Origin of the sequence: Kytococcus sedentarius DSM 20547 (genome assembly GCF_000023925.1) — a bacterium.
Classification (GTDB): Bacteria; Actinomycetota; Actinomycetes; order Actinomycetales; family Dermatophilaceae; genus Kytococcus; species Kytococcus sedentarius.
Genome location: NC_013169.1, coordinates 295,544 through 308,944 on the forward strand (window position 1 = coordinate 295,544; position 13,401 = coordinate 308,944).

General features: G+C 72.1%; 15 protein-coding genes. 14 read left to right on the forward strand and 1 reads right to left on the reverse strand.

Annotated elements, in window-relative coordinates; all coding sequences use genetic code 11:
* Positions 1–91 precede the first annotated feature (91 nt).
* The 4 genes from KSED_RS01470 to KSED_RS01485 all read left to right on the forward strand — a co-directional run bounded on the left by KSED_RS01470 (position 92) and on the right by KSED_RS01485 (position 3,812).
* The gene (locus KSED_RS01470) at positions 92–1,813 is read left to right on the forward strand and encodes a carbon starvation CstA family protein (protein WP_012801802.1); all 1,722 of its coding nucleotides are present in this window, start codon (positions 92–94) and stop codon (positions 1,811–1,813) included.
* Complete coding sequence (locus tag KSED_RS01475; protein WP_012801803.1) at positions 1,797–2,105, forward strand: cory-CC-star protein; 309 nt, start codon at positions 1,797–1,799, stop codon at positions 2,103–2,105. The genes KSED_RS01470 and KSED_RS01475 overlap by 17 nt, the downstream gene beginning before the upstream one ends.
* A 13-nt stretch (positions 2,106–2,118) precedes the next feature.
* Positions 2,119–3,087, forward strand: coding sequence for an ArsA family ATPase (locus tag KSED_RS01480; RefSeq protein ID WP_012801804.1), 969 nt, complete (start codon positions 2,119–2,121; stop codon positions 3,085–3,087).
* A gap of 107 nt (positions 3,088–3,194) precedes the next feature.
* Entirely contained in the window at positions 3,195–3,812 is a 618-nt protein-coding gene (locus tag KSED_RS01485; protein WP_012801805.1) for a vitamin K epoxide reductase family protein, read from the forward strand.
* A 66-nt stretch (positions 3,813–3,878) separates the two neighbouring features.
* Here the strand turns inward: KSED_RS01485 and KSED_RS01490 are convergent, their stop codons facing one another.
* A complete protein-coding gene (locus KSED_RS01490) occupies positions 3,879–4,343 on the reverse strand; it encodes an SRPBCC family protein (RefSeq protein WP_012801806.1) in 465 nt (154 codons plus the stop codon).
* A gap of 52 nt (positions 4,344–4,395) precedes the next feature.
* Between KSED_RS01490 and nadE the strand changes: the two genes are divergently transcribed.
* The 10 genes from nadE (at position 4,396) to KSED_RS13310 (ending at position 13,401) form a co-directional block, all read left to right on the forward strand.
* Positions 4,396–5,238, forward strand: a complete 843-nt coding sequence (gene nadE, locus KSED_RS01495; protein ID WP_012801807.1) for an NAD(+) synthase — start codon at positions 4,396–4,398, stop codon at positions 5,236–5,238.
* 1 nt (position 5,239) lies between these two features.
* Entirely contained in the window at positions 5,240–6,067 is an 828-nt protein-coding gene (locus tag KSED_RS01500) for an SDR family NAD(P)-dependent oxidoreductase (RefSeq protein WP_012801808.1), read from the forward strand.
* Positions 6,064–6,453: a tetratricopeptide repeat protein gene (locus tag KSED_RS01505; RefSeq protein WP_012801809.1), complete on the forward strand. Its 390-nt coding sequence runs from the start codon at positions 6,064–6,066 to the stop codon at positions 6,451–6,453. The genes KSED_RS01500 and KSED_RS01505 overlap by 4 nt, the downstream gene beginning before the upstream one ends.
* Before the next feature lie 62 nt (positions 6,454–6,515).
* A complete protein-coding gene (locus tag KSED_RS01510; RefSeq protein ID WP_012801810.1) occupies positions 6,516–7,733 on the forward strand; it encodes an MFS transporter in 1,218 nt (405 codons plus the stop codon).
* A gap of 60 nt (positions 7,734–7,793) precedes the next feature.
* Entirely contained in the window at positions 7,794–8,135 is a 342-nt protein-coding gene (locus KSED_RS01515) for an MGMT family protein (RefSeq protein WP_012801811.1), read from the forward strand.
* Positions 8,136–8,260: 125 nt separating this feature from the next.
* Positions 8,261–9,214 (forward strand): formimidoylglutamase, encoded by a 954-nt coding sequence (hutG, locus tag KSED_RS01520; protein WP_012801812.1) that lies wholly within the window; start codon positions 8,261–8,263, stop codon positions 9,212–9,214.
* A gap of 202 nt (positions 9,215–9,416) precedes the next feature.
* On the forward strand, positions 9,417–9,980 hold the full coding sequence (gene ahpC / locus KSED_RS01525) for an alkyl hydroperoxide reductase subunit C (RefSeq protein WP_012801813.1): 564 nt from the start codon (positions 9,417–9,419) through the stop codon (positions 9,978–9,980).
* A gap of 226 nt (positions 9,981–10,206) precedes the next feature.
* On the forward strand, positions 10,207–11,889 hold the full coding sequence (gene ahpF / locus KSED_RS01530) for an alkyl hydroperoxide reductase subunit F (protein WP_012801814.1): 1,683 nt from the start codon (positions 10,207–10,209) through the stop codon (positions 11,887–11,889).
* Positions 11,886–12,788, forward strand: coding sequence for a LysR substrate-binding domain-containing protein (locus KSED_RS01535; protein WP_012801815.1), 903 nt, complete (start codon positions 11,886–11,888; stop codon positions 12,786–12,788). The genes ahpF and KSED_RS01535 overlap by 4 nt, the downstream gene beginning before the upstream one ends.
* Before the next feature lie 31 nt (positions 12,789–12,819).
* The gene (locus tag KSED_RS13310) at positions 12,820–13,401 is read left to right on the forward strand and encodes a GNAT family N-acetyltransferase (RefSeq protein ID WP_012801816.1); all 582 of its coding nucleotides are present in this window, start codon (positions 12,820–12,822) and stop codon (positions 13,399–13,401) included.

The following is a 13,401-nucleotide window of genomic DNA, read 5'->3' on the forward strand; positions in this document are numbered from 1 at the left end:
TCGGGGCGGCGGGTGGGGCACGCCACCCCCCTCCGGCACAATGGCGTGACCTGCACCACAGCCCCCCGTCACGCCGACCATTGGAGAGCCCATGAACTCGCTCGTCCTCGTCCTGGTCGGGATCGCCATGATCCTGGCCGGGTACCTCCTCTACTCCCGGTGGCTGGCCACCCGGGTGTACACGCTCGATGCGGGGTTCCGCACCCCCTCCCACGCCCTGCGCGACGACGTGGACTTCGTGCCCACGAACAAGTACGTGCTGTGGGGCCACCATTTCACCTCTGTGGCCGGTGCGGCTCCCATCGTGGGCCCGGCGGTGGCGGTGATCTGGGGCTGGCTACCGGCCTTCCTGTGGGTCACGCTCGGCACCATCTTCTTCGCCGGCATGCACGACCTGGGTGCACTGTGGGCCTCGGTGCGCAACCGGGGGCAGTCCATCGGCTCGCTGTCGGCCCGGTACATCGGGCGTCGCGGGGCCAACCTGTTCCTGGTCGTCATCTTCCTGCTGCTGCTGATGGTGAACGCGGCCTTCGCGGTGGTCATCTCCGGCCTGCTGGTCAGCACCCCGAGCGCGGTTATCCCCACCTGGGGCGCGATCGCCGTGGCCCTGCTGATCGGCCAGGCCATCTACCGCTTCCGCTGGAACCTGCCGATCGTCAGCGTGGTGGGCGTCGTCGCCCTGTACGCCCTGATCTGGCTGGGTGACCAGTACCCGGTCTCGCTGCCGGACACGGTCCTGGGCATGCCGGCCAGCGGCGTGTGGATCGTCATCTTGTTCGCCTACGCGGGCATCGCCTCGGTGCTGCCGGTGTGGCTCCTGCTGCAGCCGCGCGACTACATCAACGGCCTGCAACTCTTCCTGGCGCTGGGCATCCTGTTCGCCGCGGTGCTCATCTCCACCCCCACCGTGGTGGCCCCGGCCATCAACGACGCGGTGCCGGAGGGCACGCCGGGCATCGCGCCGCTGCTGTTCGTCACCATCGCCTGCGGCGCCATCTCCGGCTTCCACGGCATGGTCGCCTCGGGCACCAGCTCCAAGCAGCTCGACAACGAGACCGACGCCCGCTTCGTCGGGTACTTCGGCGCCGTGGGCGAGGGGCTGCTGGCCCTGGGTGCGATCGTCGCCACCACCGCCGGCTTCCAGACCCTCGCGGACTGGGAGGAGGTCTACAGCGCGTTCGGGCAGGGCGGTGTCGCCGCGTTCGTCGAGGGCGGTGGTTCCATCGTCCAGAACGGCCTGGGCCTGCCGCAGTCGCTGAGTGCCACCATCCTGGCCACCACGGCCGTGCTCTTCGCCGCGACCACCATGGACACCGGTGTGCGTCTGCAGCGCTTCGTGGTCTCGGAGATCGGCGAGGTCATGGGCGTGACGCTCAACAAGTGGGTCTCCACCGCCATCGTGCTGGTGGTGGCCGTGGGCCTGACCTTCGCCGCCGGTGCGGACGGCTCCGGTGGCATGCTCATCTGGCCGCTGTTCGGCACCACCAACCAGATCATGGCCGGGCTGACCCTCGCCATCGTCGCGGTGATGCTGCTGCGCCGTGGGCGCCCCGCGCTGCCGGCGATCATCCCGCTGACCTTCGTGCTGATCATGAGCGTGCTGGCCCTGCTGGTGCAGATGGGCACCTTCTGGCAGGACCGCAACTGGCTGCTGCTGGTGCTGGACGTGATCATCCTGGTGGCCGCCGTGTGGGTCATCGTCGAGGCCGTGGGCGCGATGGTGCGTGCCTCCCGCGGAGAGGTCGACGACGACGAGCACGACCCCCTCGACGCGGATGAGGGGGCGACGGCCCGAGATGCCGTCTCCCGCTGAGTCCCCCGACGGCCTGGCCGGCCTGGGCGCGCGCGTCCGGGCCGGCCTGCGGGCCGTCGGTGCGTGGGCCGAGGAGAGCTACCACCTGCCCTACCGGTCGACGCTGGCCCGGGCGCAGGCCGACGAGGACGACCTGTTCATGCTGATGGTGCTGGGGGAGTCGCTCGGTCTGCCCAACCCGATGGGCTACCACTCCCTGGAGCTCCTGCCGGCCGTCTACGAGCGCTTCCACGTGTGGCACCAGCGGATGGGCATGGACCGCTCTCCGCTGGACCACATGTCCTGCTGCTGACGGGGAAGGGCCCATGAGCTCACTGCTGGAGACCCTGCTGACCCGCTCCACCCTGTTTGTCGGGGGCAAGGGTGGGGTGGGCAAGACCACCATGGCCTCGGCCGTGGCCCTGGAGGCCGCGCGGCGGGGCCGGCGCACGCTGCTGGTCTCCACCGACCCGGCGCACAACCTCGGGCACCTGTGGGGCCGCCGCCTAGGGGGCCGGGTCACGGCGGTGCGCGAGGGCCTGGAGGTGCTGGAGATCGACCCCACCCGCGAGGTGGAGGAGCACCTGGCCGCCGTGGGGCGCACGATGCGGCGGATGATGCCGGAGCACCTGCACGGCGAGGTGGCCCGCCATCTGGACGCCGCACGGGAGGCCCCCGGCACGCAGGAGGCCGCGCTGCTGGAGGCCGTGGCGGACGTGGTGGCCGGCGCCCCGGAGCGGGACCTGGTGGTGTTCGACACCGCGCCCTCGGGGCACACCTCGCGCCTGCTCTCCCTGCCCGAGCACCTCCGCGCCTGGACCGACGCGCTGCTGGCGCGGCAGGACTCCTCGGCCCGCTTCGGGCAGGCGCTGCGGGGCCTGGGGGACGCCGATGCGAGCTCCCGGCGGGCCCGGCGCGATGCGGAGATCCGCGGGGTGCTCGAGCGCCGGCGGGCCCGCTTCGAGCTGCTGCGCACCACCTTCACCGCCCCGGAGACGGGCTTCCTGCTGGTGATGACCGCCGAGCGGCTGCCCGCCGACGAGACGCTGGAGCTCCACGACACCCTGGCCGGCCTGGGGGTGGGCATCGACGGGCTGGTGGTGAACCGGCGGTCCCCACGCGACCAGGGGGAGTTCCTCGCCCGCCGGCACGTCCAGGAGCAGGTGCACCTGGACCGGGTGCGGACCGCGTTGCCGGACCTGCCCGCCCTGGAGATCCCCTTGCACGACACCGACCCGGTGGGTGAGGACGGGCTCGCGCAGGTGGTCAGGGCTCTGGCCGGCGAGCCGGGCTGAACGCCCCTGGCCCGGTGGGGAGCCCGTGACCGGACTCCCAGCCCGGAGCGGCACAATGGCCCGGCCCGGCACGGGGTCGGAGCAGGTTCACCAGGAAGGACCGCAGCGTGAGCGAACGCATCGAGGAGACCGGCACGTCCGGGCCCGGGTGGGCCACGGACAAAGCCCTGGGCTGGCTATTGACCCTCACCGGCCTGGTCGGCTGGGCCGCCAGCGCCACCCTGGTCTGGGAACGGCTGAACCTGTATGAGAACCCGCTGCACCGCACCTCCTGCGACGTGAACCCGCTGGTTAGCTGCGGCACCGTGATGCAGACCCCGCAGGCCGAGCTGTTCGGCTTCCCCAACCCGCTGATCGGCATCGTCGGCTACGCGCTGGTGGTGGCCTTCGGCGTCGCCCTGCTGGCCGGCGCCCACTTCTCCCGCTGGCTGTGGGCGTGCATCTGGGTGGGCGTCGCCCTGGCCGGGGTGTTCCTCATCTGGCTGTGGTCGCAGGCGCTGTTCGAGATCGTGAAGCTCTGCATCTACTGCATGGTCGCGTGGGCCGCCACCATCCCGATGTTCCTCGGCCTCACCGGCGCCCTGGTGAGCCGGGGCACCTTCGGCCTGTCCGATGGGGTGCGCCGCTTCGCCCGCGAGTGGACCTGGGTGACGGTGATCGTGGTCTACGTGGCCGTCACCGCATCGGTGCTCGCGGTGTTCCTTCCGAAGTTCATGGCCCAGTGAGCTGAGAGCAGCCACACGCGAGAGGGACCACCCCGACGGAGTGGTCCCTCTCGCGTGTGGCGGGTCTCAGGCGCCGCGCTCGACGGCGACCTGCAGCTGGGCCAGCCCCTTCTCGACGTCCTGGCCAAGCATCTTGTCCATGTTTACGACCGGCGAGAGCGCCCGCATCATGAGGTTCTTCCGGCCACTCATGGCCCAGGTGACCAGCGTGCCGAGCGCCGTGGGCTCCAGCGTGAAGGCCACTTGGCTGTCCGCACGGAAGGGCTTCTCGAAGTGGAGGTCCAGGGCCACCCGCGACGGCTCGGCGTGGGTGATCTCCAGGCGGCCCTTGCCGGCCTTGCGGTTGCCCTCCCACGCGTACCGGGCGCCCACCCCGTTGGCGGGCTCGGAGTAGGTGCGGTGCAGGTCGGCGTCCAGACCCTCCCAGGGGGACCACAGCTGCCAGCGGTGCAGGTCGTCGAGGTAGGGGAAGACCGTCTCGGGGGCGGCGGCGATCTCACGGGAGCGCGACACGATGAAGTTTTGGGCCATGGCCCGATCATGGCGCATCGCGCCGCGGGAGCGCACTCCGTAGGCTGGTGGCATGCGTGAACTCCAGAGGGTCATCGTCGACGAGATGGGCGTGCGGGCGCAGGTCGACCCGGCGCAGGAGGTCGAGCGCCGCGTCGACTTCCTCGTGAACTATCTGCGCGCCACGGGCACGAAGGGCTTCGTCCTGGGTATCTCCGGCGGCGTGGACTCCACCCTGGCCGGGCGGCTGGCCCAGCTGGCCGCCGAGCGGCACCGTGAGCAGGGGGGCGATGCGGTGTTCGTCGCCGTCCGCCTGCCGCACCACGTGCAGCACGACGAGGACGACGCCCGGGCCGCGATGCAGTTCGTCGCCGCCGACGAGGAGGTCATCTACGACGTCGGGCCGGCGGTGGACGCCTTCGAGGAGCAGTTCGCCGTCGCGCTGGGGCAGGAGGTCAGCGACTTCAACAAGGGGAACATCAAGGCCCGGCTGCGGATGGTGGCCCAGTACGCCATCGCCGGCGAGCGCTCGCTGCTGGTCGTCGGCACCGACCACGGGGCGGAGTCGGTCACCGGCTTCTTCACCAAGTTCGGCGACGGCGGCGCGGACATCCTGCCGCTGTTCGGCCTGCACAAGGGCCAGAACCGCGAGCTCGCGCGTCACTTGGGAGCGCCGGAGCGGCTCTGGGCGAAGGTGCCCACCGCCGACCTGCTCGACGACCAGCCCGGCCGTCCCGACGAGGACGAGCTCGGCCTCACCTACGCGGACATCGACACCTACCTCGAGGGCGGTGAGGTCCCCGACGAGGTGGCCGACCGCATCGAGCAGAGGTGGCGCACCTCGCGACACAAGCGCACTACCCCGGTCACGATCCACGACACGTGGTGGCGCACCGACAACCAGATGGAGGACTGAGATGCAGCTCGAGGGCAAGGTCTTCGCCGTCACCGGCGGCGGGAACGGCATCGGACGGGAGGTCGTGCTCGGGCTGCTGCGGGCGGGTTCGCGCGTGGCCGCGCTGGACCTCAGCGCCGAGGGCCTGGCGGCCACCGTCGCCGAGGCGGAGGCGGAGGGGTCGGCGGCCATGCTGACCACCCACCCCGTCGACGTCACGCAGCGCGATGCGGTGAGCACGCTGCCCGAGCAGGTGGTCACCGCGCACGGGGCCGTGGACGGTCTGGTCAACGTGGCCGGCATCATCCAGCCCTTCGTGACCGTCGACGCGCTGACCCCGGAGCAGATCGAGAGGGTCATGAACGTGAACTTCTGGGGCGTGGTCAACACCTGCCAGGCCTTCCTGCCGCACCTGCAGGCCCGCCCCGAGGCCGCGATCGTCAACTTCGCGAGCATGGGCGCACTGACCCCGGTCCCGGGGCAGGCCGCCTACGGCGCGAGCAAGGCCGCGGTGAAGCTTTTCACGGAGGGTCTGTACTGCGAGCTGAAGGACGGCCCGGTGGACGTGACGATCGTGTTCCCCGGGGCCATCGCCACCGACATCGCCGGCAACTCGGGTGTGACGGTCAACGCCCCGGCCGACGACACCGCGGCCGCGGAGGCGAGCACCCACCCCACGACCTCCGCGGTCGACGCCGCCGAGGCGACGATCGGCGCCATCGAGTCCGGCGCGTACCGCCTGGTGATCGGCAAGGACGCCAAGTTCGTGGACTGGGCCTCCCGCGTGGCGCCCCAGTGGGCCGCGAACTACATCACCAAGAAGATGGCCGACCTGTTGGAGCGCGCATGACGGACCAGTCCTCGCCCGCCGAGGGGGCCGTGCCCCCGCCCGGGCCGATGCCGGAGCCCTCGCTGAGCGACTTCGAGCGCTTTCGCCGGGCCCAGTTCCTGTTCGCCCAGAAGCTCTACCGCGAGGCCGCCGTGGAGCTGGAGACCCTGCTGGGGACCTCGGACCCGGGGCACGGCCTGTCAGAGGTGCGCCTCACGCTGGCCCGGGCCTACTTCCACTCGGCGCAGCTCTCCCGCGCCGAGGGCTTGGCCCGGGAGATGCTCGCCGAACGCCCGGAGGACGGGTACGTGGCCGTGCTCCTGGCCCGTTCGCTGGAGCGGCAGGGGCGCGATGCGGAGGCCGCCCCCTACCTGGAGCGCGCCCGCGTGCTCGGCCAGGACGTCTGAGGCACGCGCCACACCACTGCTGACGCAGGAATGCCCCGCCCGGGCCCCCGGTTGGTCCGGGCGTGACTGCTGCCCCCCATCGTCCCGGACAGGGCCCTGCCGGGCGTCGCCCCGCCGCGCCGCTGGTCTTCTGGCTGGCCGCCGCGACCTTCGGCATCGGCATCACCGAGTTCGCGGCCATGACCCTGCTGCCCTTCTACGCGGCGGAGTTCGGAGTGCCGGAGCACACCGCATCGATGGCGGTGAGCGCCTACGCCCTCGGCGTGGTGATCGGTGCCCCGCTGCTGTCGATGGCGGTGGCCCGCTGGGAGCGGCGCAAGGCCCTGGTCGCACTTCTGGCGCTGTTCGTGGTGGGCAACCTGCTGGGGGCGGCGGCGAACTCCCTGCCCACCCTGGTCGCCGCGCGGTTCGTGGCCGGGCTGCCGCACGGGGCGCTGTTCGGCATCGCCCAGCTGGTGGCGGCCACCGCGATGGGGCGCGAGCGCGCCGCGCAGGCGGTGGCGTGGGTGCTGACCGGTCTGACGGTGGCCACGGTGGTCGGTGTCCCGACCCTCAGTGCGCTGGGGCAGGCGACCAGCTGGCGGGTGCCGTTCGTGCTGGTGGCCGTCGGTGGCGTGGTGGTGGCCGCGGTGCTCGCCCGCCTCGTGCCGCCCGGTGGGGGCAGCCGCAAGGGCTCAGCCCTCGCGGAGCTCGGCGCCCTGCGCAACCCGGACGTCCTGCTGCCGCTGGCGATGGGCGCGATCGGCTTCGGCGGCATGTTCGCGGTGTACTCGTTCCTCTCGGCCACGCTCCTGCAGCACACGCACGCGCCGGGGTGGGCGGTCCCCATCGTGCTCATGGCCTACGGCGTGGGCGGCACCCTGGGCAACCTGGTGGCGGGTCGGTCCCCCGAGCACCGGCTGTTGATCACCGCCGGCGCGTTCCAGGCCTTCATCGGCGTGGCCACGCTGGTCTACTCGTTCACGGTGGACCACTGGTGGCTGATGCTGGTGTCCGTGGCCCTGGTGGGTTTCGGTGGCGGCATGGTGGTGCCGCTGCAGACCCGGCTGATGCACGTGGCCGGGGAGGCCCAGACCATGGCCGCGGCGCTCAACCACGCCGCCTTCAACGCGGCCAACGCCCTGGGCCCGGCGGTCGCCAGCGCGGCGCTCGCGGCCGGATGGGGGTGGCGCTCCACCGGGTGGGTCGGGGTGCTGCTGGCCCTCGGCGGGCTCGCGGTGTGGGCCGTCATCATGGTGCGGGAGCGTCGGGGGGCGTCGGCGCTGGCTGCGGCGGGCTGAGTCGGGCCCGGCAGGGGCCGGCGCGCGCGACAGTGGACACGCCCGTGGCACGCTGACGGTGTGAACGAGCTGCTGGTCGAGAAGGTGCTGCGCTGCGTGGAACTGGTGCCCCGCGGACGCGTGGTGGCCTATGGCGAGGTCGGCCGCATCGTGGGGACGGCGGCGCGGGTGGTCGGGGCGGTCATGGCCAGCCACGGGCACCTGGTGCACTGGTGGCGGGTGACCAACCACGCCGGTGACCTGCGCCCGGACCTGTTGGCCCGCGCGCTGCCGCACTGGCAGGAGGAGGGCATCGCAGTGAAGCCGAACGGCCTGGGCTGCCGCATCGAGGAGTACCGGGTGGACCTGGACTGGCTGGCCGCCGCCTGGGCCGAGGACGCGGCCGACCTCCCGGAGGCCTGACCCGCCGCGGCTGGGGCACGCCACCCGCCCGTGGCCGTCCTCCCGCCCCCCCGTCACCCGCCCCGTGCCCGCCCCTCCCGCGTGGACCCTCGCCGCACCCGGCCCCGAGGGAGGACACTGGTCTCATGAGCGAGCAGCGCAGCACCTCCTGGACCGGCCGCGATGACGGCCCCGGCCCCGAGCACCGACGCTGGCACCACATCGCCACGGGCTCGGCGGGCCCCGGCGAGGGGCGCGGCCCCCACGTCGGCATCGTCGGCTTCGCCAGCGACGAGGGGGTGCGCCGCAACTCCGGACGCCAGGGCGCCGCCGAGGCCCCACCTCTGCTGCGCGCCGCCCTCGCCGGCCTGGCCGCGCACCGCCCGTTCACCCTCACCGACCACGGCGACACCGGCTACGACGGGCAGGACCTCGAGGCCGGGCACGATGCGGTGGGCGACGTCATCGCCACCTCCCTCGATGCGGACGACCTCACCGTCGTCCTCGGCGGCGGGCACGAGACCGCCTGGGGCTGCTACCTCGGCCGGGCGCGTTCGCAGCGCTTCGGCGCCGACGAGGCGATGGGGCGGACGGTCGTGGTGAACCTGGACGCGCACTTCGACCTGCGGCAGGCCGGGCGTCCCAGCAGCGGCACACCCTTCCTGCAGATGGCCCGCGCCGAGCAGGAGGCGGGCCGGCACCTGGATTACGCGGTGGTGGGCATCGCCGAGCCCAGCAACACCACCGTCCTGTTCGACACCGCCCGCCAGCTGGGAGTGCGGTGGCTGACCGATGTGGACTCCACCGAGGAGCGCGCCCTGGCCTTCCTGGACGAGGTGCTCGCCGTGGCCGACCACGTGCACTTGGAGATCGACCTCGACGTGCTGCCCGCCGACATCGCGCCCGGGGTCAGCGCCCCGGCGGCCGTGGGTGTGCCGATGCGGACGACCAGCGCCGTCGTGCGTCACCTGGCCGCCAGCGGCAAGCTCCGCATCGTGGACGTGGCCGAGTACAACCCGCGGTACGACGTCGACTCCCGCACCGCCAAGGCCGCGGCGCGCCTGGTGGCGGACATCGTCCACGCCCTGCCCGGGGCGTGACTCCCGCCCCCGGTTCTGTCTGGTCCTCGTCCAACCTGACGCGCGCCCGCACGGCAGGTTGGACGAGGACCAGACAGTTTGCCTCCAGGACCGCGCCATAGGCCCCGACTATGACTTTCGCCGAGACTCATATACAGTGGCTATTGCAGCGCGGGGAACCGGGCTGCACCCCAGACGCCAACACGTAGTGAGGGATACACGCATGTCGCTGATCAACACGACCATCAAGCCGTTCCAGACCACCGGTTTCGTCAACGGCGAGTTCAAGGACTTCTCCGACGCCGACATCCAGGGCAAGTGGGCCATCTTCTTCTTCTACCCGGCCGACTTCACCTTCGTGTGCCCCACCGAGCTCGGTGACCTCGCCGACTACTACGAGGAGCTGCAGGGCCTCGGTGTCGAGGTGTTCTCCGTCTCCACCGACACCCACTTCACCCACAAGGCGTGGCACGGTTCCTCCGACACCGTCGGCAAGGTGACCTACCCGATGCTGGGCGACCCCACGCAGCAGATCTCCCGCAACTTCGAGATCCTGCGCGAGGACGAGGGCCTGGCCAACCGTGGCACCTTCCTGGTGGACCCGGACGGCGTCATCCAGTTCATCGAGGTGACCTCCGAGGGCATCGGCCGCAACGCCGCCGAGCTGGTGCGCAAGGTCAAGGCCGCCCAGTACATCCGCAAGAACCCCGGCCAGGTCTGCCCGGCCAAGTGGGAGGAGGGCGCCGAGACGCTCGAGCCCTCGCTGGACCTCGTCGGCAAGATCTGAGCCCCGGCTCAGCCCGGTCGGCCCCGCGCCGACCACCCCTGACCGCCGTGCGTGGGGCCGGGCCCCCCCTTTCCCCGGCCCCGCGCCCGGCGTCGCCCCACCGGCAGCGCCCCATCGTCCTCGATGCCGTGAGCGCGCCAGCGGATGACCGCTCGTCCGGTCGGTCATCCCGCGTCTTCTTCTCCCGACTTCTCGTCACCGCCGTTCGTCATGCCAGGAGGCACCCGTGCTCGACCAGAACCTCGCCACCCAACTCCGTCAGCTCCTGGGCAACCTGAAGCGCCCCATCGAGCTGCTCACCACCGTCGAGGCCGATGCCACCGACGCCACCTCGCGCGAGACGCTGGAGCTGTGCGCCGAGATCGCCGAGATGTCCGAGCTCGTCACCACCCGCGAGGCCGAGGGTGAGGAGCGCGCCGACCGGGCGCCTTCCTTCCGCATCCAGGCCGCGGCCGACACCTCCTCCGCGGTGACCTTCGCCGGTCTGCCGATGGGGCACGAGTTCACCTCCCTGGTGCTGGCGCTGCTGAACATCGGTGGCCACCCCAGCAAGGCCGCCGCCGAGACGATCGAGCAGATCCGCGGCATCGAGGGCACCCACCGCTTCGAGACCTTCTTCAGCCAGTCCTGCCAGAACTGCCCCGACGTGGTGCAGGCGCTGGACCTCATGGCGACGCTGAACCCGAACATCACGCACGTCGCCATCGACGGCTCGGCCTTCCCCGAGGAGGCGGACGAGCGCGGCGTGATGGCCGTGCCCACCGTCTTCCTGGACGGCGAGGACTTCGGCTCCGGGCGCATGACCCTGGAGGAGATCGTCGAGCGCATCGACACCGGCGCCGCCGAGGCCGCCGCGGACCGGCTGGCCGACGCCGACCCCTACGAGGTGCTGGTCCTGGGTGGTGGCCCCGCCGGCTCCACCGCCGCGATCTACGCCGCGCGCAAGGGCATCCGCACCGGCTTGGTGGCCGAGCGCATGGGTGGCCAGGTCAACGACACCATGAGCATCGAGAACGTCTCCGGCACCTCGCACACCGAGGGCCCGAAGCTGGCCGCCGACCTCGAGCGCCACGTGAATGACTACGAGGTCGAGCTGGTGAAGTCCCAGGAGGCCGTGGGCGTGACCCCGGCCGAGGCCGAGGGTGGCTACCACTCCGTCGAGCTCGCCTCCGGTGCCACGCTGCGCTCCCGCTCGCTGGTGATCGCCACCGGTGCCTCCTGGCGCACCATGGGCGTCCCCGGCGAGGACGAGTACCGCAACAAGGGCGTCACCTTCTGCCCGCACTGCGACGGCCCGCTGTTCAAGGGCAAGCGCGTCGCCGTCATCGGCGGTGGCAACTCCGGTGTGGAGGCCGCCATCGACCTGGCCGGGATCGTCGGCCACGTGACGGTGCTGGAGTTCATGGACTCCATGCGCGCCGACCAGGTGCTCCAGGACAAGCTGCGCAGCCTGCCGAACGTGGACATCGTGCTGGGCGCCGCGACGAAGGAGGTCGTCGGCGACGGCTCCCGCGTGACCGGGCTGAAGTATGAGGAGCGCGCCACGGGCGAGAGCCACCAGCTGGAGCTCGAGGGCGTGTTCGTGCAGATCGGTCTGGTGCCCAACTCCGCCTTCCTGAAGGAGTCCGGCGTCGAGCTCACCGACCGCGGCGAGGTCGTCATCGACGGCCGGGGTGCCACGAACGTCCCGGGCATCTTCGCCGCCGGCGACGTCTCGACCGTGCCGTACAAGCAGATCGTGGTGGCCTTCGGGTCCGGTTCCACGGCTTCACTGAGCGCCTTCGACCACCTCATTCGCACCTCCGCCCCGGCGGACGAGCCGGCCTCTGAGACCGCTGCGGCCACCAAGGTCGTGGACAGCGAGAACGAGCCGACGGACGTGGCCGACCTGGCGGACGCGAACTCGTGAACCTGCGCGACCTCGAGTACCTGGTGGCGCTGGGCGACCACCGGAACTTCGGTCGCGCGGCCGCCGCCTGCGGTGTCAGCCAGCCCACGCTGAGCACCCAGGTCAAGAAGTTGGAGGCGGTCCTGGGCTGCGCGCTCGTGGAGCGTGCGGGCCGCCAGACCCTGCTGACCCCGGCCGGCGAGCAGATCGCCGGCCGGGCGCGGCGCATGCTGGGCCACGCCGAGGCGATCCACCGGGTGGCCGAGCAGGCCCGCGACCCGCGGTCGGGATCGCTCCGGCTGGGCATCTTCCCCACCTTGGCGCCCTACCTGCTGCCCCACGTGGTGCCCGCGGTGCACCAGGCCCTCCCGGAGCTCAACCTGCTGCTGGTGGAGGAGCGCACACCGGACCTCATGCAGCAGCTCCGGGAGGGCACCCTCGATGCGGTGGTGCTCGCCGGCCCGCTGACCGACCCCGGACTGGCGGTCGAGCCCCTCTTCCGTGAGGACTTCCTGCTGGCCGTGCCGCTGGACCACCCGCTGGCCGGGCAGGAGACGGTGGATCCCTCCGTGCTGGGCGACGAGTCCGTGCTCCTGCTGGAGGACGGCCACTGTCTGCGGGACCAGGCGCTCGACGTCTGCCGCTCCTCCGGCGCGGTGGAGATGGACGGCTTCCGCGCCACCTCCCTGGAGACCCTGCGGCACATGGTGGCCTCCGGGGTCGGGGTGACCCTCATGCCCCGCATGGCGGTCGACCGCCCCGGCGGCCCCGGGGGAGTGGCGACGGTCGAGTTCACCGCGCCGGCACCCCATCGGGACATCGTGCTGGCCTGGCGCACCTCCTCGGTGCAGGACGACCTGATGCCGGAGCTCGCCGACCTGCTCCGCTCGGTGCCCGCGCCCCTGGCCACGCCGGCCTGACGCCGCGGCAGGGGGATGGCACCATCGGGCCATGGACCAGGAGCGCGGCAGTCCGCCGGTGGACGAGGTGGAGGTTGATCGGTTGCGGCTGGCCGATGTGGAGTCCCTCGCCCGGGTGCACGGGCTGATCTGGCGCGCCACCTATACCGGCCTCCTCCCCGATGCGGTGCTGGACTCCCTCGACCCCGTCGCCGGGGCCGCCCGCTGGCGGGAGGTCGCGCAGCGCCTCGCGGACGAGGGCCCCACCGGTGCCGCCCACCCGCTGGGCAGCAACGGCCCACCCCCGGTCGCGGACACCCGAGTGGCACGCCAGCAGGACGGGCACGTGCTGGGTTTCATCTCCGTGGGCCCGCCCCGAGACGACGACCCCCCGGCGCCGAGGGAGCTGTGGGCGCTCAACCTGGACCCCCGCTGGCACGGCACGGGTCTGGCCGACCGCCTGCTGACCGCAGCCCTCCCGACGGGACCCGCCTACCTGTGGGTGCTCGAGGGCAACGAGCGGGCGATCGCGTACTACGGCAAGCGGGGTTTCACCGACACCGGGCGGCGCAAGGAACTCATCCACCGCACGGGGCCCACCGGTGTGGCGGAGTGGTGCCTCCTGCGCCCCTGA

Bases quoted from the DNA above. Each gene is read 5' to 3' on its own strand.
- KSED_RS01470 (WP_012801802.1), top strand. From the start codon at position 92: ATGAACTCGCTCGTCCTCGTCCTGGTCGGGATCGCCATGATCCTGGCC.
- KSED_RS01475 (WP_012801803.1), top strand. From the start codon at position 1,797: ATGCCGTCTCCCGCTGAGTCCCCCGACGGCCTGGCCGGCCTGGGCGCG.
- KSED_RS01480 (WP_012801804.1), top strand. From the start codon at position 2,119: ATGAGCTCACTGCTGGAGACCCTGCTGACCCGCTCCACCCTGTTTGTC.
- KSED_RS01490 (WP_012801806.1), bottom strand. From the start codon at position 4,343: ATGGCCCAAAACTTCATCGTGTCGCGCTCCCGTGAGATCGCCGCCGCC.
- nadE (WP_012801807.1), top strand. From the start codon at position 4,396: ATGCGTGAACTCCAGAGGGTCATCGTCGACGAGATGGGCGTGCGGGCG.
- KSED_RS01500 (WP_012801808.1), top strand. From the start codon at position 5,240: ATGCAGCTCGAGGGCAAGGTCTTCGCCGTCACCGGCGGCGGGAACGGC.
- KSED_RS01505 (WP_012801809.1), top strand. From the start codon at position 6,064: ATGACGGACCAGTCCTCGCCCGCCGAGGGGGCCGTGCCCCCGCCCGGG.
- hutG (WP_012801812.1), top strand. From the start codon at position 8,261: ATGAGCGAGCAGCGCAGCACCTCCTGGACCGGCCGCGATGACGGCCCC.
- ahpC (WP_012801813.1), top strand. From the start codon at position 9,417: ATGTCGCTGATCAACACGACCATCAAGCCGTTCCAGACCACCGGTTTC.
- KSED_RS13310 (WP_012801816.1), top strand. From the start codon at position 12,820: ATGGACCAGGAGCGCGGCAGTCCGCCGGTGGACGAGGTGGAGGTTGAT.